Here is a 19,551-nt window from a genome sequence, read left to right on the forward strand (position 1 = left end):
AAGCGATCCCGGAATGTCGTGCACCACGTAAACACCTACGCGGCGGCGCCGCAGTCCCCCACGCGCGTCACGGCTGGGTAAACCCTCCTAAGGGGCGGGTCGTCAGAGCTCCCGGAGCGCGTCGAGGGTGATGTCCATCTCGACGTCGTAGGGCACGGCGAGCTTGAGCTGCTCGCGGTGCGTGCCGGTGAGCGCGTACGTCTTGGACACCGGGTCGAGTTCGTAGGTGCGCACGACGGGGTGCTTGCCCGCGCCGGAGGCCTCGACCAGCCAGAAGTGCGGGATGCCGGCGGCGGCGTACTTGTGGGGCTTGGTGTCGCGGTCACGTGCCTCGGAGTCCGGGGAGACGACCTCGACGGCGAGGACGAGGTCGGCGGCCTCGAAACGGGTCTGCTCCAGCTCGTCGGTGACGGCATCCGCGCGCACGACACACAGGTCGGGTTCAGGGCCGTTGCGGCGGTCCAGGACGACGGTCATCTCGCGCTCGACCTTGAGGTCGTCCGGGATCGTTCGGCGCAGGCCGTTCAGCAGCAGTTCGATCATCTTGGCGTGGAAACGCCGCTGCGGACTCACGAAGACCAGGCTCCCGTCGATCAGCTCGGTGTGCGGCGGGAGGTCGGGCAACGTGAACAGGTCGTCCACGGTGTATCCGTCCCGGGGCGGCACCGGCCAGCGGCGGCCGGGCGCGGAGGTCGGCTCGGCAACGGGCTCGGCGGTCATGATTCCTCCCATGGACGGGATTCTCGGCCTGCCCGTCCACGGTAGCCGTGGAGATCGGCCGACGTCATCACAACGAGTGATCATGTCCCGGAACGCCGAAGGGGCCGCCCGCACCACGGATGGCGGGCGGCCCCTTCGAGGTGTTCAGCAGCTGACCGGGAGGGTCAGGCGGCTCGACCGCGAGGGTCAGGAGGCCTTGGCCTTCTCCTCGGTCTTCACGGCGGCCGGGGCGGGAGCCGGGGCCGGCTTGGCGGCCTCGTAGAACTCCTCGCGCGGGGACTCCAGCGCACCGAGGGAGACGACCTCGCGCTTGAGGAACATGCCGAGGGTCCAGTCGGCGAAGACCCGGATCTTGCGGTTCCAGGTCGGCATCGCCAGACCGTGGTAGCCGCGGTGCATGTACCAGGCGAGACGGCCCTTGAGCTTGATCTTCATCTTGCCCATGACGATCATCGCGACGCCCTTGTGCAGGCCGAGACCCGCCACCGCGCCCTTGTTGGCGTGGCTGTACTCCTTCTGCGGGAAGCCCCGCAGGCCGGAGAGGACGTTGTCGCCGAGCACCCGGGCCTGGCGCAGCGCGTGCTGGGCGTTCGGCGGGCACCAGGCGTTCTCGTTGCCGGCCTTGCGGCCGACGAGGTCCGGGACCTGGGCGTTGTCGCCGGCGGCCCAGATGTAGTCGGTGCCCTGCACCTGGAGCGTGGGCGCGCAGTCGACGTGACCGCGCGGGCCCAGCGGCAGGCCGTAGCGGGCCAGGACCGGGTTGGGCTTGACGCCGGCGGTCCACACGATCGTGTTGGCGTCGACCTCGAGGCCGTTCTTCAGCACCACGTGGCCGTCGACGCAGGAGTCCATGGAGGTGGACAGGTAGACCTCGACACCGCGGGACTCGAGGTGCTCCTTGCCGTACTGGCCGAGCTTCGGTCCGACCTCGGGAAGGATCTTGTCGGCGGCGTCGACGAGGATGAACCGCATGTCCTCGCGGGAGACGTTGGTGTAGTACTTGGCCGCGTCCCGGGCCATGTCCTCGACCTCGCCGATGGTCTCGGCGCCGGCGAAGCCACCACCGACGAAGACGAAGGTGAGCGCCTTGCGGCGGATCTCCTCGTCCGTCGTGGAGTCGGCCTTGTCGAGCTGCTCCAGCACGTGGTTGCGCAGGCCGATGGCCTCCTCGATGCCCTTCATGCCGATGCCCTGCTCGGCGAGGCCGGGGATCGGGAAGGTGCGGGAGACCGCGCCGAGCGCGATGACCAGGTAGTCGAAGGGCAGCTCGTACGCCTCGCCCACCAGCGGGGCGATCGTGGCGACCTTGCGGTCCTGGTCGATGGTGGTGACCCGGCCGGTGAGGACCTCCGCCTTGGGAAGCACACGTCGCAGCGGGACGACGACGTGGCGCGGGGAGATGCTGCCGGCGGCGGTTTCGGGGAGGAAGGGCTGGTAGGTCATGTACGACCGGGGGTCGACGACCGTGACGGTCGCCTCTCCGTAGCGCATCTTCTTGAGGATGCGCCGAGCTGCGTACAGGCCTACGTACCCACCGCCTACTACGAGGATCCTGGGACGCTCCGTGGTGCTCATGGCATCGAGTATCCACCCGCTTGGGGGGGTGGCTCGTGCGCCCCTTCACAAGCTCCGACGGTACCTGTGCTACACTCCGCGGCCCGCGTGACGCAGGTCATGCCGGGCGACGGGAACCGTTGTCCGGTACAACCCGTTGTCAATGCCGCGTGAGCTGCCTCTCTGGGCGTCGGACGGCACGGTGAGCGAGGTGTCAGGCCCTGCGGGACGCGTGATCCGAAGGCGCGTCGTCCACCCCTTCTGAACATGTTCAAAGGCGAGTTCGGCCCCCGGAGGGGTGATCCGAAGGCGTTCAGGGGGCTTGCGGAACGGAATTCCTTGTGAAGAACTTCACGAACTTTCCCGACGAGGTGTCATCCGACGGTTCTCCTGGGCCGCTCAGGCGTGGCCGCGGACGCTCAGGGGAGGACGCTGACCAGGAGTGATCGCGTCCTGCGGGAGCGCCCGGGAGACGCCGGCGCGTCTGCCGGGTGCGGATGTCGGCGGGTGCGGGTGCGGGCCGGCCGGGGCCGGTCGCGCGGTTCCCCGCGCCCCCGGGGGCGTTGTCGCGGCCGCACCCAGCGGAGGCCGGCCCTCGCCACGGCGCCCCCGGGGTGCCGGCGGCCGTTGCCCGCCGGCACCCCGGGCGGTTTCCGGCGCCGGATCCCTACCGGTGGCCCGGGCCCATGCCGCCGCTGTCGTCGCGGCCCATGCGGTCGCGGGGCTCGTCGGCCTCCTCGGCGCTGCTCTCGATGCGCTCCTTGCGCACCTGTCCGCGCACGGTCTCCTGCCCGGTGTGCTCCTCGGTGGTCAGGCGCACCCGCTCCACCGGCACGGCCTCGGTCTCCACGACCGGCCGCTCCTCGTGCAGCACCACCTCGTGCTCGGCCTCGCCGATCTCCTGCCCGGACAGCGCGGCGTCGCGGTTCGCCTCGGTGATCGGCTCCCGCTCGACGCGCACCTCCTCGTGCCGCAGCGGTACGACGCGCTCCTCCTCCTCGGTGACGACGTACTTGCGCAGCCGGGCGCGGCCCGCCTCACGGCGCTCGACACCCACGTGCATGTGCTCCTCGGAGCGCGTCATCGCGTCGTCGTCCGGGCCCCTGCGCGCACCGGCTGCCGCACGGCCCTCCGCCGCGCCGGCGGCACCCGCCGCGCCCCCGGCACCCGCCATACCCGCGGCGCCTGCCGCACCCGCGGCGCCTGCCGCGCCCGCGGTGCCCGCCTGGTGGGCCCAGCCGCCCTCGCCGGGCCGGTTGGCGCGGGACCAGGACTCGTCCCAGTCGAGGCCGTAGTAGTCGTAGAGCCGGTGCTCCTCGTCCTCCGAAAGGTGGCCGCCGCCGTCGACGTCGACGTGCGGGGCGTCCTTGACCTTGCTCTTGGAGTACGGGACCTCCGTGTGCCCGTCCACCACCGCGGCGTCACGGATCGGTACGAAGGACTCGCTGCTGCCGAAGAGGCCGGTCTTGACCGAAACCCACTCCGGCGCACCGGTCGTGTCGTCGAGGAAGACGTGCTTGGCTTCGCCGATCTTCTTCCCGTCCTCACCGAGGACCGGGTGGTCCAGGACCGAGGGGATCTGCTCTCTGGTGATCATGTTTGTCTCACCCTTCTCGCGGAGCGACTCCCCTGGCGGGTTCACCATCACAAAAAGGGCGAAACAAACCAACAGCAACAGAGGGCACATACTTTTCGTAAGTGCCCTCTGTGCACATCAGTGTTCTGTCGTCACGCCACGGACCAGGCGATGCCGTCCAGGATGTCGTGCTCGCTCACCACGACCTCCTCGGCACCGATCCGGTCCATGATCGACAGCAGCACCAGGGAGCCCGCCGCGATCACGTCCACCCGCCCGGGGTGCATGGACGGCACAGCCGCGCGCTCGGCGTGCGTGGAGTGCAGCAGCCACTCGGTGATCTCGCGGACCTTGTCGCGGGAGATCCGGGAGTGGTGGATGCGCGCCGAGTCGTACTCGGGCAGCTCTTGGGCGATCGCCGACACGGTCGTCACCGACCCGGCGAGCCCGACCAGCGTCCGCGCCTCGCGCAGCGGCACGCTTGCCTCGGCGAGGTCGAGGGCGGCCTCGATGTCGGCCCGCATGGCCGCGATCTGCTCCTCGGTGGGCGGGTCCGTGACCGCCCCGCCGGCCACCAGGTGCCGCTCCGTCATCCGCACACAGCCGACGTCCACCGAGCGGGCCGCGCGCACGTGTTCCTCGCCGACGACGAACTCCGTGGAGCCGCCGCCGATGTCCACCACCAGGAAGGGACGGTCCAGGTGCTCGTGCTCGGCCAGCTCCCTGGTCGCGCCGGTGAAGGAGAACTCCGCCTCCTGGTCACCGGTGATGACCTCCGGCTCCACGCCGAGGATGTCCATCACGCCGCGCACGAACTCGTCGCGGTTCTCCGCGTCTCGGGAGGCGGAGGTGGCCACGAAGCGCAGCCGCTCGGCACCGTGCTCCTTGATGATCTCCGCGTACTCCCGGCACGCGGCGAAGGTACGCTCCAGCGCCTCCGGGGCGAGCCGGCCGGTGCGGTCGACGCCCTGCCCGAGCCGCACGATCGTCATACGGCGGTCCAGGTCGACCAGTTCGCCGCTCTTCGGGTCGCAGTCGGCGACCAGCAGGCGGATGGAGTTCGTACCGCAGTCGATGGCGGCGACACGGGTCACTTGGCGTCCTCCTCGGTCTCGGCGCCGTCCTGTGCCGACGTCACGCACGGACCCTTGCGCCACCACTCGGGCAGCATCGCGATGGCCTCGTCGCCCAGCGGGTTGACGCCCGGTCCGGCGGCCAGGGAGTGGGCGACCAGCACGTGCAGGCACTTCACGCGGTCCGGCATGCCGCCGGCGCTCGGGAAGCCGGTCAGCTCCTCGATCTCGTCCCGGCGCCGGATGTAGTCCTCGTGGGCGGCGCGGTAGGCGGCGGCCAGCTCCGGGTCGGTCTGCAGCCGCTCGGTCATCTCCTTCATCACGCCCTCGGCCTCCAGGGTGCCGATCGCGGAGGCGGCCCGGGGGCAGGTCAGGTAGTACAGCGTCGGGAAGGGCGTGCCGTCCGGCAGGCGCGGGGCGGTCTCCACGACATCGGGCTGCCCGCAGGGGCACCGGTGGGCGATCGCGCGCAGCCCGCGCGGCGGCCGGCCGAGCTGCTGCCTGAAGGCCTCGACGTCCGCGTCGGTGGGCTCGGTGCGCGGGGTGGACGGCGGGGGCGTTTCCACTACGAAGTTCTCTCTTGTCGAATTACTGGTCGGAGGCGTCGGCCTTGTCGACCCCGTCCCAGACGTTGGAGTACCAGGGGCGGTCCGTCGAGCCGGCGTCGGTGTGGGCCTGCGTGGCCGCGTCCGGGTCGACCACGACGTAACCGGTCTCCCCCGGCAGCACATAGTGCAGCCGCTTGCGGATCTGCTGCTCGGCGAAGGAGTCGTCCTGCCAGCGCGCCTTGAGGTCGCGCAGCTGCTCCACACGCTGCGCGGCCTGCTGCTTCTGGCGCTCCAGGTCGGCGATCTCGGCGCGCTGCGAGACGTACTGGCGCATGGGGTAGGCGAGCGCCACGATCAGCGTGCACACCACCAGCGCGAGCAGCGCCGCGCGGCCGGTGAGCCGGGAGCGGCGGGCCTGCCGTTTGGTCTGGGAACGGTAGACGCGGGCCGCGGTCTGCTCGCCGAGCAGCCGGATCCTGGTCGCGGTGGAGAAACGGTCCCGGTCCTTCACCGCCATGGCCATCCTCCCGTTTCACACGCGCGTACGTCCCCGGACACGGTACGGGACCGAGTACGGGGACGTACGTACGACTGGCTAAGCCTTACGCCAGGTTGGCCCAGCCTTCGGGGCCGGCCTCGGGCTCAGCCGTCTGTTCAGCCCTTGGAGACCGTGCCGCGGAAGCGGGGGAAGGCGCTGCGGCCGGCGTACACCGCGGCGTCGTCGAGGATCTCCTCGATGCGCAGCAGCTGGTTGTACTTGGCGACGCGCTCGGAGCGGGCCGGGGCGCCGGTCTTGATCTGGCCGCAGTTGGTGGCGACAGCGAGGTCGGCGATGGTGACGTCCTCGGTCTCGCCGGAGCGGTGGGACATCATGCACTTGTAGCCGTTGCGCTGGGCCAGCTCGACGGCGTCCAGGGTCTCGGTGAGCGAGCCGATCTGGTTGACCTTGACGAGCAGCGCGTTGGCGGCGCCCTCGTCGATGCCGCGCTGGAGACGCTCGGGGTTGGTGACGAACAGGTCGTCACCGACGAGCTGGACCTTGTCGCCGAGCTTGGCGGTGATGGTCTTCCAGCCGGCCCAGTCGTCCTCGAACAGCGGGTCCTCGATGGAGACCAGCGGGTAGGCCTCGACCAGCTCGGCGTAGTACTCGGTCATCTCCTCGGCCGAGCGGTTCTTGCCCTCGAAGACGTAGGAGCCGTCCTTGTAGAACTCGGACGCGGCCACGTCGAGGGCCAGGGCGATCTGCTCGCCGGGGGTGTAGCCGGCCTCCTTGATCGCCTCGAGGATGAGGTCGAGGGCCTCGCGGTTGGAGCCGAGGTTCGGGGCGAAGCCGCCCTCGTCGCCGAGGCCGGTGGACAGGCCCTTGGACTTCAGGACCTTCTTCAGGGTGTGGTAGACCTCGGCGCCCCAGCGCAGGGCCTCGGAGAAGGACTCCGCGCCGATCGGGGCGATCATGAACTCCTGGATGTCCACGTTGGAGTCGGCGTGCGAGCCGCCGTTCAGGATGTTCATCATCGGCACCGGCAGCAGGTGCGCGTTCGGACCGCCCAGGTAGCGGAACAGCGGCAGGTCGCTGGCCTCGGAGGCGGCGTGGGCGACGGCGAGCGAGACGCCGAGGATGGCGTTGGCGCCGAGGGAGCCCTTGTTGTCGGTGGCGTCCAGGTCGAACATGGCCTGGTCGATCAGGCGCTGCTCGGTGGCGTCGTAGCCGACCAGCTCCGGGCCGATCTGCTCGATGACGGCCAGCACGGCCTTCTCGACGCCCTTGCCCTGGTAACGGCTGGAGTCGCCGTCGCGGAGCTCGATGGCCTCGAAGGCGCCCGTCGAGGCGCCGGACGGAACGGCGGCACGCCCGGTGCTGCCGTCGTCGAGGCCGACCTCGACCTCGACCGTGGGGTTGCCTCGGGAGTCCAGGATTTCCCGGGCTACGACGACGTCGATGGACGGCACGAGCATCTCCTTCGTGGATGTGACGCTGAAAGTGCGGGGCTGGTGAGCCTTGCGACTAGAGCCTAACCGCCCCGGGGCCATCGGCCAGCCGACCGCCCGGCCCGTGGACAGACAGACCGTACCCATTGTTCACCGTCGGAACAAAGGGGGGTGGCGTTCCGGCTGAACGTCCGGAGAACGGACGGCAGAAAAAACCCCGTCCCGGTGCGTACGGGGGAACACGCACCGGGACGGGGAGCCCGTGGGGACGGGGAGCGGCCCTTGGCCGGCCCGCTGCCGCTTACTTCAGGTGCAGCTGCTGGCCCGGGTAGATGAGGTCGGCGTCCGCGACGATGTCCTTGTTCAGGTCGAACAGCTTCTTCCAGCCGCCGGCGACGTGGTGCTTCTCGGCGATGGAGCTGAGGGTGTCACCGGTGACGACCTTGTACTCGCCGTCGCCCTTCTTGACCTTCTTGCCGGTCGGGGTGGTGACGGTCTTGGTGCTCTGCTTCTTCGGCGTCTGCGCCGGGCGCTCGCTGGAGCGGGAGGCGCTCTGCTGCTCGCTGGAGCGCGTCGTGGTGGTGCCCTGGGAGGACGAGCCGCCGCTCTGGGAGGAGCTGGAGGAGCCGCCACCGTTGTTCGGGGTGTTCGACAGGCCCGTGCCGCAGACCGGCCAGGCGCCCTTGCCCTGGGAGGCGAGGACCTTCTCGGCGACGGCGATCTGCTGGGACTTGCTGGCCTGGTTGGCCTGCGGGGCGTAGGCGGTGCCGCCGTACGCGGCCCAGGTGGAGGCGGAGAACTGCAGGCCGCCGTAGTAACCGTTGCCGGTGTTGATGGACCAGTTGCCACCGGACTCGCACTGGGCGACCGCGTCCCACTCGGAGGTGGTGGCGGCGGAGGCGTTGCCGGCCGCCATCAGCGGGGCGGCGACGGCCGCGCCGGTGACACCGGCGAGCGCGATGACACGGGTGGTCTTGGAGGGACGACGGTGCTTGCCCTTGCCGGAAAACAGCATGGTGGATCCCCTCACCGACGCCTGCGAGGTGAGCTGTCGGGTTCGGGCCGGTTGAGTTGCCCGGCCACCCCTCCCCTGGGAGGCGTGGCTTCACCCCTAGCCGCTCCGGCTCAACTGCCGGGCACGGCGCTTACCTTGGGTCCCCCGCTCCTGCCTGCGGCGCGTTGAGCGACGACTGTTCCCGTGCGGCCGCTGGCAGGATTCGGCGTTGCGGCCGGCCGGGGCTCGCGATGGCGAGCGGTCATGACCGTAGACAGGCGATCGGCCGAATTTCAAAGACGATCACGGCTTCTGAGACTCATCCCACACTTTCACCAAAGCGGACATCAGTCTCAAAACGGGGCGTCAACTCCCGCTACTTTTCGCCCGTTTCGCCACCGACAAGCAGGGTCTGACCGGGGACGATGCGGCCCGGGTCGGCCCCGATCGCGTCCCGGTTCTCCGCGTACAGCGCGCGCCACCCGCCCTCGACGCCAAGGGAGTCGGCGATGGACGTCAGACTGTCCCCGTCGCGCACTGTGTAGCGCGAGGCATGCCGGCCCGAGGCGGGCGCCGCGCTCACTTCGGCGGCGTCCTCCGTGGCGCTGGCGCCGCGGTGGCGGCCGCCGCCGTCCACCGCACCGGTGTCGACGAGCCCCGAATCCCCGACGATCTGGCGCAGGTTGTCCGGATCGTCGGTGTTTGCGTCACCTGCGGACGCGCTGCCGGACGGCTGCGAGGTGCCGGGCCCGGACGTTCCGGGCGCGCCGGACTCGGCCGCGCCCCCCGTGGACGGGGTGGCGGACGACGACCCGTCAGAGGGCTGCGCGGGGGTGCCCGTGGAGGGCGTCCCGGACGGCGCACCGGAGGAGTCGGGCAAGCCGGGCGAGTCCACCGAACCGGATGATCCGGAGGTACCGGTGGATCCGGAGGTACCGGCCGAAGCGGATGAGTCGGACGGAGTGCTGGTCCCGGTCGGACCGGAGGAGCCCGAGCCGGTGGTGGAGCCGCCGGCCGCCGAGCCGCCGCCCGACGTGTCGCCCGCGACCCCCGTGTCGACGTCCGGTGCGGAGGTGTCGCCGGACAGGCCCGAGGTCAGCCCGCACAGCGTCCAGTGGCCGACACCCTGGTCGGCGAGGACCTTCTCGGCCACGGCTATCTGCTGCGAACGGCTCGCGAGGTCGGGCCGGGCCGCGTACTCCAGGCCGCCGTGCCCCTCCCAGTCCTCCTGCGACAGATGCAGGCCGCCGTAGAGCCCGATCCCGGGGTTGTCGCTCCAGCGGCCTCCGCTCTCGCACTCGGCCACCTTGTCCCACGTCGCGCCGTCGGCCGCGTGGGCGCTCGCCGCGCCGAGCAGAGGGATGGCGATGGCGGAGCCGGTCACTCCGGCCGTGACGAGGAGGGCCGGAGCCTGACGGGGGCGACGGTGTCGACCGTTCCCGGAGAGCATGCGGTGACCTTTCGCGAGACAGCACTGACCGGCGCGGCGCCTTGAGGCACCGGCGTCGCGCTGACGAGTGAACGTATCGGCAGACGATCGCCAGTCACAAGTTCATGCCGCGCAGATCACGTGAAGATCACATAGTTGAAGATGTGTCAGTTTTCTGTGCGGGCGCGGGCGTGAACGTCACGGGCAACTGCCGCAGACCCCGCATGATGAGTCCACCGCGCCAGCGCAAGTCGGCTGGTTCGGCGCCCAGTTGGAGGTCGGGCAGCCGGGTGAGCAGGGTGGCGAGGGCGGTCTGACCCTCCAGGCGGGCCAGCGGGGCGCCCAGGCAGTAGTGGATGCCGTGACCGTAGCCGAGGTGCTGGTTGTCACGGCGGGCGAGGTCCAGCAGGTCCGGCTCGGGGAAGCGCTCCGGATCGCGGTCGGCGGCGGCCAGGACGACGAGCACGGGATCGCCGGGGGCGATGTCCTGCCCGCCGACGGTCAGCGGCTCGGTGGCGAACCGCCAGGTCGCCAGCTCCACGGGGCCGTCGTAGCGCAGCAGCTCCTCCACGCCCGTCTCCAGCAGCGCGCGCTCGCCCCGGGCGAGGGAGTCCTGCAGCCGGTGCCGCTGTCCGGGGTGGGTCAGCAGGGCGTAGGTGCCGTTGCCGATGAGGTTGACGGTGGTCTCGAAACCGGCGAACAGCAGGATGAACGCCATCGCCGCCGCCTCGTTCTCCGTGAGGTGCTCGCCGTGGTCGGAGGCGCGGATCAGGCCGGAGATGAGGTCCTCGCCGGGTGCGGGTTCGGCGGGCAGGGCCTGCCGCTTGCGGTGGATCAGTTCGGCGAGGTAACCGCGCATCTTCTTCACCGACCGGGCGACCCCGCCCCTGGGCCCTCCGCCGTGCCGGATCATCATCCCGGCCCAGTCCCGGAAGTCGTCCTGGTCCTCACGGGGCACGCCGAGCAGGTCGCAGATGGCGTAGATGGGCAGCGGGAAGGCGAACTCGTGGATGAGGTCGGCGGAGCCGCGCTGCGCGAAGCCGTCGATGAGGTGGTCGGTCAGCTCCTGCACGCGCGGCGCGAACTCGGCGACCCGGCGAGGGGTGAACGCCTTGCTGACCAGCCGACGCAGCCGGGTGTGGTCCGGCGGGTCGATGTTCAGCAGGTGCGTCATCAGCTCCGCCTTGCGCTCCCCGGGGATGCCGGTCTTGCCCTTGGCGTGCGCCGGCTCGTCGTGGTGCGCCGGGTTCTTGCTCAGGCGCTGGTCGGCGAGGGCCTGCCGGGCGTCGGCGTACCGGGTGACCAGCCAGGCCTCCACCCCGCTGGGCAGCCGGGTGCGGTGCACGGGCGCGTGCTCGCGCAGCCAGGCGTACGCGGGGTAGGGGTCGGCGGCGAACTCCCAGGTGAAGAGTTCGGGGGCGGTCTCGTCGGGGCGGAGCTGCTCGGTCACTCCTCGACCGTATCCGGATCCGGGTGGGCCTCCGCGTCGCGGTGGGCGGCGGGCACCGCGGCCGACGCGCCGGGGGCGACGCCCTCCGCCTCGCGGATCGCGTCGCGGTAGGCGCGGGCCGCCGCGCGCAGCGACGTCTCCGGGTCGACGCCCTCCGTCTCGGCGCGCGCGGCGAGCGCAAGGAGCTGGTAGCCGATGCCGTCGCCCTGCGGCAGCCGGACGTCCAGGCCGGCCGTGCGGGTGCGGGCGGCGAGCTTGGCGGCCAGGGAGAGGGCGGGCTGGTGCAGCGGGATGCCCTCGGTGACGGAGGCGCGCCGCTTCTCCTGCGCCTTGGTGCGCAGCCAGTGCGCCTTGACCTCCTCGGGGGTGGTGGCGGTGGCGTCCCCGAAGACGTGCGGGTGGCGGTGGATGAGCTTGGCGACGATGCCGCCGGCCACGTCGTCGATGGAGAAGGGGGCCTCGGGGTCCTCCTCGGCGATGCGGGCGTGGAAGACCACCTGGAGCAGCACGTCGCCCAGCTCCTCGCGCAGCTCGTCGCGGTCGCCGTCCTCGATGGCCTCGACCAGCTCGTACGCCTCCTCCATGGCGTACTTCGCCAGGCCCTCGTGGGTCTGCCGGGAGGACCACGGGCAGGCGACGCGGATGCGGTCCATGACCTGGACGAGGTCGAGCAGGCGGGCGCCGGGCAGGTCGTAGGAGGCGGGCAGCAGCTCCAGCTCCGGCATCGTGACGCGGCCGGAGCCGGCGAGCCGGGCCAGGCCGTCGGTCAGCGCCGGCTCGCCCTCGCCGCCGGCCACCACCACGACGGTACGACCGCCGGCGCAGGCGTCCAGCAGCTCGTCGGCGCCGGGCGCGGCCTCCTCGACGACGACGCCCGCCTCCCGCAGGTACGGCAGCTGGGGGTGGGAGGCGTCGGCGCACAGCACCCGGTCGGCCTCCCGCAGCGCCTGCCAGGCGGGCCAGGACAGCAGACCCGGCGCAACGCGGTGGCTGGTGGTGAGCAGGACGATACGGCCGGGGGCGGCGGAGTCTTCGGGGCGCGGTGCGTTCACGCTTCGAACGTACCGCGCGCCGGGAGATGTCTCCGTCGGTTGTCCACAGGGTGGGGTCGCGGTGTGATGATCCGCCCGGAGAGGGTCGGGGAAGGGGCCGTTACGCAGGCTGCTGGGGCGCCGCCGCCGTCACGTCCTTGACCCACGGGGTCTTCGCGTCCACGCGGCCGACCTTCTGGGCGTCCCAGGTGCCGTAGCGCGGGTTGAGGTCGACGCCCAGTTCCCGCGACGCCGTCGACAGGGCCTTCCAGAACGCCGGCTGGTTGGTGTCGGTGCCCAGTTTCGCGGCGAGCTTCTGGGCCTCGACCTGAAGGCGCAGGTTGTCGTCGACGCGCTGCGGCGGGATGCCGTACTCGCGCAGCCAGGTCGTCTCCAGCGCCTTGGCCCCGCCGAGCTGCTGCTCCACGCCTGCGCGCAGCTGCTGCACGTCGTGTCGCGTGACGGCGACACCCTCGTCCTGCGCGGCGCGGTGCAGCACCTGGTCCAGGACCATGCTGTGCAGGGTCTGCCGGGTGAGGTTGCCGGATCCGGACACCACGCGCGCGTAGTTCGCCTGGTCGCCCGCCGCCGCGCGCTGCGCCGCCCGGACCTCGTTCACCCGGTCCTCGAGCTGCGAGACCGTGATCTTCCGGCCACCGACGACGGCCGCCGCACCCGGATGCGAGTCGCTTCCGCATGCGGTGAGCAAAGGGGCCGCGGCGATCGCGGCGGACAGCAGGAGCGCGGTGCGACGGCGGCGGTGCAAGGGAACCTCCCGAGGAGATTGCAATAACAGGTGCGGCGCGCAGCGCCTCCACCAGGGGTGGTGGTCGGGCGACGGGCGGGCGCACAAAGTCTTGCGGTGATCGATGGTAGGCAGTGGGGCTGCTGAGGCCAACCCATTCGACCAACGATTCACCGCCACTTCAGGCACCGCCGCGCGCTCCCCGGGCCAAGGCGGTCAGCCGACGATGGCCACCGGCGCGTCCCACGCGTCGCGGTCCACGGTGATCGTGTAGCCGCGCCGGGTCTCCTTGCTGTTCACCAGGTACTGGTGGCCGCGGCTGTGGTCGGTGAACTGCGACGCGCCCCACGGCCAGTCCGCGGTGGTGGTCTCCTTCTTGTCCCACAGCGCGTACCAGAGGTTGCCCGGCAGGTCCGTCTTGTTCGCGGCCGTGGCGATCGCCTTGGCGCTGGAGCTGGTGAAGCCGTAGAAACCGGCCCGGTAGGTCTTGGCCCGCAGCCCCTTCGTGAACGCGCGCACGTACGTCAGCACGGCGTCGTTGCACGACTTGTTCGTGATGTCGTACGGCTCCATGTCGAGGTAGATCGCGCTGCCGGCCTTCATGCCGAGCGCGGCGGCCTTGGCCACGGCGTCGCCCGCGTCGCTCGCGCCGAGGGAGGCGGCCGTGGCGGCGGTCAGCTTCTCGGGGTTGCGGCTGGTCTGGCAGGGCGGCTGGGCGCCGACGTAGAGGGGGATGAGCTTCCAGCCCTGGGCGTTCACCGACTTGACCCAGGACGCGGTGAGGTTGGGCTGGCTGCAGCCGCGGTTCTTGCCGCCGATGTAGACGGCGGCGCCGCCGTAGTAGCCGTCGGCGCGCCAGGCCTTCATCGCGCTGAGCGAGGGCGCGGTGCAGGTGTCGAAGGCCCGGCCGGTGTACGTCTTCTGCGCGGGCCAGGCGGTGGCCGCCATGGACTGCTGGGCGGCTATCCCGCCCCCGGCGACGACGGCGGCACCCGCCACCGCCCACGAGAGGTATCTGCGCTTCTTGGACTGACGATGGCTGGACACGGCTGAACCCACCCCTTCGATGTACGTGACCGCTCGGTGTCCCCGACACCCACGAGCGGCTCGTACGGTAACCCGTGCCGCGCCTAGCCCCGCACCTGCCCCAGCCATTGCAGGGTGCGGCGCACGTCCGCGGCCAGCGGATGCCCTGGGCCGTGGAGCCGCTCCACGTCGTGCAGCAGGCGCATCAGCGTGTCGTGCGCGGCGGGCCGGTCGCCGAGGGCGAGCAGCAGATGGCCGATGCGGCGGCGCAGCTCGTGGGCGAGCGCGGGGTCGCCGGAGACGTACTGGTTCTCGTAGTACGGCAGCAGCGCCCGGTACTCGGCGAGGGCGGCCCCCGGTTCGCCGAGCTGCTCCAGGCACTGGGCCGCGTCGTAGCGGAAGCGCAGGGACTGCGGGTCGGACGCCCCGGCCTCGGCGGCGCGTTCGTCGGCCAGGCGGCGCAGTTCGGGCAGTGCTCGCCGGTACTGGCCGTCGTCCATCAGCGTGGCGGCGTACTGCTTGCGCAGGGTCCGTACGACCGGCGAGTGCTCGCCGTGTTCCCCGGCCGCGACGGGCAGGATCGCGCCGAGGATGTCGACGGCCTGCGTGATGCGGCCCTGCCCGAGCAGGCGCTTGACCTCGTCGACGGCGGCGGCCACATCGGGCTTCCCGGCGACGGGAGGATCGGCGGCCGGGGACGGCCGCGGCGCGGGGGTACGGGCACGGTCCGGCCAGGGGGCGTGCGGACGCAGGAAGGGGCGCGTGGGGTCCAGCGGCGCCCCGCTCGGGATGCCGCGCCCGGGCAGCAGCGGCACCAGTTGCTCGTACACCTCCTGCGCGGACGCGGGCCGGTGCAACGGGTCCTTGGCGAGCAGCCGCAGCACCAGCGTCTCCAGTGCCTCGGGGACCTCGGGGCGGAACCGGCGCACCGGCACCGGCGGTTCGTACAGGTGCCGGTGCAGCACGCCGAGCGCGGTGGAACCGGCGAACGGGACGTTCCCGCTGAGCAGTTCGTGCAGCAGCACGCCGAGCGCGTACAGGTCGGTGTACGGCCCGACCGCGCCGCCCATCGCCTGCTCGGGGGCCATGTAGGCGGGCGAGCCGATGGGTGAGCCGGTGTGGGTCAGGCGCGTGGTGTCGCTGTCCATCACGGAGGCCACGCCCAGGTCGAGCACGGTGACCGTGCCGTCCTGCTTGACCATCACGTTGCGCGGCTTGAGGTCGCGGTGGACGATCGGCACCGCGTGCACGGCGCTCAGCACGGCGCACAGCTGCGCGGCCACGGCGACGGCCCACGGCCACGGGTACGGGTCGTGCTCGGCGAGGTGGTCGGAGAGGTCGGCGCCGTCGACGTACTGCATGACGAGGAACAGCTCCTCGCCCTCGCTGCCCGCGTCGTGCACGGTCACCAGGCCCGGATGGTCGACCTGCGCGGTCACCCGGCACTCGCGCAGGAACCGGCGGCGCAGCTCGTCGGCCTCCTGACCGGCGACCTTGTCGGGGCGCAGCAGCTTCACGGCCACGCGCCGGTCGAGCCTGCGGTCGTAGGCCGTCCACACCTGGCCCATGCCGCCCTGGCCGAGGAGAGCGGCCAGTTCGTAACGGCCGGCGATCATCCGCCCCGTCGTCACGGTCACCTTCCGCCCTCGCCGTGGCCGTCACCGCGCCGCAGGTAGTCGCTGAGCTCGTCGAGTTCGGCGCGCACCTGGTCGATCCGGGCGGGCGCGGGGCGCTGCGGGGGCGGCGGGGTGGGAGTGGCGAGGGGCGCCGCGGGCGTCTGCGGGAGCGGCGGGGTCGGGGTGGCGAGGGGCGCCGCGGGCGTCTGCGGGAGCGTCACCGCGTACGGCGACGGGGGCTGCGGGTAGCCGTAGTTCACGGCGGGCGCCGGGGGCACGGGATGGCCGGTGGGGTGGGGCCGGTGGTGACGTATGTCGGCGTACAGGTAGTAGCCCGCGCAGGCCGCCATGTTGAGCAGCAGGATGATCATGCCGGCGGTGCCCTTGGGCGTGCTGAAGTCATCCGTGTGGTCGGTGGCGAACAGGCTGAAGCAGAGGACCAGAACGGCCACCGAGCCCGCGAAGACCCACCAGTCGCCCCGCTTGCGGGTCACGATCGCCGCACGCAACGGCGCCACCCACGCGAGGAATCCGATACTGAGGACCGCCACCGCCACGAAGAGCACGCGCAGCAGGACCAGCACCCCGGTCGAGGGTCGACGGGAAGATGGCGGGGCATAGCCGTGGCCCGGCATGGCTGCTCCTGAAGGCCTGGTGGGGACAAACGCGGTTCCGGTCCGAGCGTATAGGCCGACACGGACAACACGGCACGGGTTGTACCGAACCGTTGTCACACTGATCACTCCGGCGCGACCGTGCCGTCCGTCAGCCCGTCGTACATGCCGCGCACGAGCTGTTCGCCGAGCCGGCTCGCGTGCCTGAGCGCCCGCTCGAACTCCTCGAGGGCGCGGAACCGCTCGCCGTAGCGCCGCTGTTCCTCCAGCGGCAGCCGGGGCAGCTGCAGGCGGCGCACGTCGAGCCGGGTGGCGGTGGAGGCGTAGCTGCTCGCCTGGCGGTTGTTGGCGGTGCCGCGCAGGAACCCGGCGAGGAACCACGAATCGAGCGCCTGCCGGTCGGGGCGCAGCAGGACCAGGTTGCGGCCGAGGGCGGCGCCCCGGGTCTCCTCGTCGATGACGCGCGCCACCGCGCCGCCGCCGACCACCGGCACCACCACGTCACCCGGCTCCGTCAGCACCGCCTCCTCGTCGCTCTCCGGCAGGGAGCCCGAGGGTGCCGTCCCGGCGAGCACGTCGTGGTCGGTGAGCACCCGCACGCGCGTGGGGCCGCCGTTGCCGCCGGTCCGCATCTCCAGGGCGCCGCCGCGTGCGAGCTCCCCCACGGTGGTGAGCGGCCAGCGCGTACGCCGGGGCGCGTCGACGGGCGCGGGTGTGAGCTCCCCGACCAGGCGCAGCGTCTCGCCGAGGCGTTCCCCCACCGCCGCGAGCGCCCCCGCGCCGTCGGCCGGCGTCGCGGGCGGCAGATGGCGGGCGGGCGCCAGGTCCACGTCGTCGTCGAGGAGGTCGATGACGGGCAGGGAGCGGGCCAGACCGGGCCGCTCCTCGAGGCCGCCCGCGCGGTCGAAGGCGGCCCACACGTCCAGCACCGCCTCGCGTACGGCCTGCCAGTCGGGTCCGCCGCGCCCCTCCCCCGCGAACTGCCCGGCGTCGGCGAGCAGCACCTCGGGCTGCGCGGTCACGGCGGCGGGCCGGCGCAGCAGCCACAGGTGCAGCGGGATGTTGTACGGCGGTGCCGCGCCCACCGGCAGGGCGATCACGGCCCGCAGCGCGCCGCGCCGCAGCAGGTCGGCGCGGATGCGGCGCCCGGAGCGGCGGGAGGCGGCGGCGGGCGGCATCAGCAGCACCGCGATGCCGCCGTCGCGCAACCGGGCCAGCGCGTGCTGCACCCAGGCGAGCTCGGACTCGGCGCGGGCCGGGAAGCCGTACTCCCAGCGCGGGTCGTAGGCGAGTTCGTCGTGGCCCCAGTTGCGTTCGTTGAACGGCGGATGGCAGAGCACCGCGTCGGCGCGCACCGCGGGGTGGGCGTCGGCGCGCAGGGTGTCGCCGGCGGCGGCGCGCACCGCGGCCGGGGAGTGCAGGGCGAGCCGGAGCGCGGTGAGCGCGGCCAGCTCGGGGGCGCTGTCCTGGGCGTACAGCTCCTGCCCGGGGCGCGCCGTGACGGCGCGCAGCAGGGCGCCGGTGCCGCAGGCCGGGTCGAGGACGGTGCGGGCGCCGCCCGCCAGGTCGGCCATGAGGGAGGCCAGTTCGGCGGGGGTGAGCGTGTACTGGCGCGGGTTGGCGTCGAGGTGCCGGCCGAGCAGGAACTCGAAGGTATGCCGGGCGCCGAGTTCGGCGGCGAGTTCCGCGGCGCCCCGCAACAGGGGCATGGAGGGCAGCAGTTGGGGGGCGGTGGGGGTGCGCACCGCGGGCGCGGGGCTCTGCGGGCCGGTGAAGCGCGGAGTGAGGACCTGCTCCAGGGCCGGCGGCAGCATCGCGGCCAGGCGTTCGTCGGAGCCGGCGCTGATGTCCAGCCAGACGGTGGGGCGGTCGTGGAGGAGGAGCAGGGCGCAGCCGGCGTGGGTGAGGGCGGCGACGGGGCCCTCGGGATGGCCGGCGAGCTGCTGCCAGACGCGTTCGCGCAGCGGGACCTCGGCGAGCTTGCCCTGACGGCGCAGCCAGCCCTCGACCTCGGCCAGCGCGAAGGACGGGCTGGTCTCGGTGCCGCCGACGGGCTTGGGGAAGTCGGCGTGCCGGCGGCGCCAGTTGCTGACGGCGGCGCGGCCGACGCCGGCGAGGCGCGCGATGCCGGCGGCGGTCACCTCGGTGGCGCTGTCGGCGATGTGGGCCGCCCCTGCGGACGGCGCTGGTGTGCGTCCGCCGGCCCCGCTCGTCTCGTCGTCTGCCGCCTTGTCCCGCACCGGCCGCGCTCCCCTCGTCCACGCTGCGCGACCGCCCCGTACGGCCACGCCTGTGACGCCGAGGATACCGACGAACGCAAGATCCAACGCTTAACAGTCGTGTACACGACTCACGCCGTGAATCGTGTTGACTCGGTTCACAGCGCATGCTCTTATTGACCCAGCGAACGAACGGCCGCCCCACGAGGGGCGGTCACACCGTCCGAGGGGGGACACAGTCATGGGCACGAAGGCCAAGGTCGCGCTGGGCGCCGTGGTGGGGATCGTCGTCATCGGAGCCGTGTCGGCGAACGCCGGCAGCGACGGCGGCGACTCCGGCAGCAAGGGCAAGGGGTCGTCGGCCTCCGCCGGGCAGAGCGCGGGGGGCAAGGGGTCCGGCGCGCAGAAGCCCGGGGCCGAGGCGGCCGAGGAGAAGAAGGCCGCGTTCGACGGGGACGGCGAGTTCCAGGTCGGCTCCGACATCAAGCCCGGCACCTACCGCACCAGCGGCAACAGCGATGGCATGTGCTACTGGGAGCGGGCCAAGGACGCCTCCGGCGAGACCGGCGCGATCCTGGCCAACGACAACGTCACCGGCACCAGCTACGTGACGGTCAAGCCCGGCGACAAGCTGTTCAAGTCCACCGGCTGCCACGACTGGGAGGCCGTCGACGCGGGGGTCGACGCGGGGGCCAAGGGCACGCCCGCCACCGCGATGAAGGGCGACGGCGGCATGTTCAAGGTCGGCACCGACATCGCCCCCGGCACCTACCGGTCCACCGGCAACACCGACGACTCCTGCTACTGGGAGCGCACCAAGGACGCCGGCCACTCCATCGAGTCGATCATCGCGAACAACAACGTGAGCGGTTCGGCCGTGGTGACCATCAGCGCCTCGGACGCCTACTTCAAGACCGCCGGCTGCAAGGACTGGAAGAAGTCCGGCTGATCGGCCCCGGCCGGCGTCCCGGACCCCCCACCCGGACCCACCCGCACCTGCGGGCCCCACCCGGACCGACCCGCATCC

Annotated in this window: 17 protein-coding genes and 1 riboswitch; of the genes, 1 reads left to right on the forward strand and 16 read right to left on the reverse strand. The window is 72.1% G+C overall.

The window, feature by feature from the left end; all coding sequences use genetic code 11:
* Positions 1 to 102: 102 nt before the first annotated feature.
* From ACZ67Q_RS25855 to ACZ67Q_RS25930, 16 genes are all read right to left on the reverse strand, one after another.
* Entirely contained in the window at positions 103 to 732 is a 630-nt protein-coding gene (locus ACZ67Q_RS25855; protein WP_471186336.1) for a Uma2 family endonuclease, read from the reverse strand.
* Positions 733 to 906: 174 nt separating this feature from the next.
* Entirely contained in the window at positions 907 to 2,295 is a 1,389-nt protein-coding gene (locus ACZ67Q_RS25860) for an NAD(P)/FAD-dependent oxidoreductase (protein ID WP_471186339.1), read from the reverse strand.
* 646 nt (positions 2,296 to 2,941) lie between these two features.
* Positions 2,942 to 3,871 carry a PRC and DUF2382 domain-containing protein gene (locus ACZ67Q_RS25865; RefSeq protein ID WP_471186342.1) on the reverse strand — a complete coding sequence of 310 codons (930 nt, stop codon included), beginning with the start codon at positions 3,869 to 3,871 and terminating at the stop codon, positions 2,942 to 2,944.
* A 131-nt stretch (positions 3,872 to 4,002) separates the two neighbouring features.
* Entirely contained in the window at positions 4,003 to 4,944 is a 942-nt protein-coding gene (locus ACZ67Q_RS25870; RefSeq protein ID WP_471186344.1) for a Ppx/GppA phosphatase family protein, read from the reverse strand.
* Positions 4,941 to 5,489, reverse strand: a complete 549-nt coding sequence (locus tag ACZ67Q_RS25875) for a DUF501 domain-containing protein (protein ID WP_471186347.1) — start codon at positions 5,487 to 5,489, stop codon at positions 4,941 to 4,943. Before ACZ67Q_RS25875 ends, ACZ67Q_RS25870 begins: the two co-directional genes overlap by 4 nt.
* Positions 5,490 to 5,511: 22 nt before the next feature.
* Positions 5,512 to 5,988, reverse strand: a complete 477-nt coding sequence (locus tag ACZ67Q_RS25880; protein WP_471186350.1) for an FtsB family cell division protein — start codon at positions 5,986 to 5,988, stop codon at positions 5,512 to 5,514.
* 137 nt (positions 5,989 to 6,125) lie between these two features.
* The gene (gene eno / locus ACZ67Q_RS25885) at positions 6,126 to 7,421 is read right to left on the reverse strand and encodes a phosphopyruvate hydratase (protein ID WP_471186352.1); all 1,296 of its coding nucleotides are present in this window, start codon (positions 7,419 to 7,421) and stop codon (positions 6,126 to 6,128) included.
* Between the two features lie 280 nt (positions 7,422 to 7,701).
* Positions 7,702 to 8,415, reverse strand: coding sequence for a transglycosylase family protein (locus ACZ67Q_RS25890; RefSeq protein WP_471186355.1), 714 nt, complete (start codon positions 8,413 to 8,415; stop codon positions 7,702 to 7,704).
* A 3-nt stretch (positions 8,416 to 8,418) separates the two neighbouring features.
* A riboswitch (cyclic di-AMP (ydaO/yuaA leader) is annotated at positions 8,419 to 8,587 on the reverse strand.
* 183 nt (positions 8,588 to 8,770) lie between these two features.
* A complete protein-coding gene (locus tag ACZ67Q_RS25895) occupies positions 8,771 to 9,844 on the reverse strand; it encodes a transglycosylase family protein (RefSeq protein WP_471186358.1) in 1,074 nt (357 codons plus the stop codon).
* 127 nt (positions 9,845 to 9,971) lie between these two features.
* Entirely contained in the window at positions 9,972 to 11,273 is a 1,302-nt protein-coding gene (locus ACZ67Q_RS25900; RefSeq protein WP_471186361.1) for a cytochrome P450 family protein, read from the reverse strand.
* On the reverse strand, positions 11,270 to 12,325 hold the full coding sequence (locus ACZ67Q_RS25905; RefSeq protein WP_471186364.1) for a nucleoside triphosphate pyrophosphohydrolase: 1,056 nt from the start codon (positions 12,323 to 12,325) through the stop codon (positions 11,270 to 11,272). The genes ACZ67Q_RS25900 and ACZ67Q_RS25905 overlap by 4 nt, the downstream gene beginning before the upstream one ends.
* 100 nt (positions 12,326 to 12,425) lie before the next feature.
* Entirely contained in the window at positions 12,426 to 13,070 is a 645-nt protein-coding gene (locus tag ACZ67Q_RS25910; protein WP_471186366.1) for a SurA N-terminal domain-containing protein, read from the reverse strand.
* A gap of 195 nt (positions 13,071 to 13,265) precedes the next feature.
* Positions 13,266 to 14,096, reverse strand: coding sequence for a glycoside hydrolase domain-containing protein (locus ACZ67Q_RS25915; protein WP_471186369.1), 831 nt, complete (start codon positions 14,094 to 14,096; stop codon positions 13,266 to 13,268).
* Between the two features lie 83 nt (positions 14,097 to 14,179).
* Positions 14,180 to 15,691: a protein kinase domain-containing protein gene (locus ACZ67Q_RS25920; protein WP_471186801.1), complete on the reverse strand. Its 1,512-nt coding sequence runs from the start codon at positions 15,689 to 15,691 to the stop codon at positions 14,180 to 14,182.
* Between the two features lie 17 nt (positions 15,692 to 15,708).
* Positions 15,709 to 16,326, reverse strand: a complete 618-nt coding sequence (locus tag ACZ67Q_RS25925; RefSeq protein ID WP_471186372.1) for a hypothetical protein — start codon at positions 16,324 to 16,326, stop codon at positions 15,709 to 15,711.
* A gap of 104 nt (positions 16,327 to 16,430) precedes the next feature.
* Positions 16,431 to 18,467 carry an N-6 DNA methylase gene (locus tag ACZ67Q_RS25930; RefSeq protein WP_471186804.1) on the reverse strand — a complete coding sequence of 679 codons (2,037 nt, stop codon included), beginning with the start codon at positions 18,465 to 18,467 and terminating at the stop codon, positions 16,431 to 16,433.
* Positions 18,468 to 18,765: 298 nt separating this feature from the next.
* On the opposite strand from ACZ67Q_RS25930, the gene ACZ67Q_RS25935 reads away from it, so the two are divergent.
* Positions 18,766 to 19,473, forward strand: a complete 708-nt coding sequence (locus ACZ67Q_RS25935; protein WP_471186374.1) for a hypothetical protein — start codon at positions 18,766 to 18,768, stop codon at positions 19,471 to 19,473.
* Positions 19,474 to 19,551: the final 78 nt, after the last annotated feature.

The sequence above is a fragment of the Streptomyces sp. NPDC036813 genome (assembly GCF_055609245.1).

Bases quoted from the DNA above. Each gene is read 5' to 3' on its own strand.
- ACZ67Q_RS25855 (WP_471186336.1), bottom strand. From the start codon at position 732: ATGGGAGGAATCATGACCGCCGAGCCCGTTGCCGAGCCGACCTCCGCG.
- ACZ67Q_RS25860 (WP_471186339.1), bottom strand. From the start codon at position 2,295: ATGAGCACCACGGAGCGTCCCAGGATCCTCGTAGTAGGCGGTGGGTAC.
- ACZ67Q_RS25865 (WP_471186342.1), bottom strand. From the start codon at position 3,871: ATGATCACCAGAGAGCAGATCCCCTCGGTCCTGGACCACCCGGTCCTC.
- ACZ67Q_RS25880 (WP_471186350.1), bottom strand. From the start codon at position 5,988: ATGGCGGTGAAGGACCGGGACCGTTTCTCCACCGCGACCAGGATCCGG.
- ACZ67Q_RS25890 (WP_471186355.1), bottom strand. From the start codon at position 8,415: ATGCTGTTTTCCGGCAAGGGCAAGCACCGTCGTCCCTCCAAGACCACC.
- ACZ67Q_RS25895 (WP_471186358.1), bottom strand. From the start codon at position 9,844: ATGCTCTCCGGGAACGGTCGACACCGTCGCCCCCGTCAGGCTCCGGCC.
- ACZ67Q_RS25920 (WP_471186801.1), bottom strand. From the start codon at position 15,691: ATGATCGCCGGCCGTTACGAACTGGCCGCTCTCCTCGGCCAGGGCGGC.
- ACZ67Q_RS25925 (WP_471186372.1), bottom strand. From the start codon at position 16,326: ATGCCGGGCCACGGCTATGCCCCGCCATCTTCCCGTCGACCCTCGACC.
- ACZ67Q_RS25935 (WP_471186374.1), top strand. From the start codon at position 18,766: ATGGGCACGAAGGCCAAGGTCGCGCTGGGCGCCGTGGTGGGGATCGTC.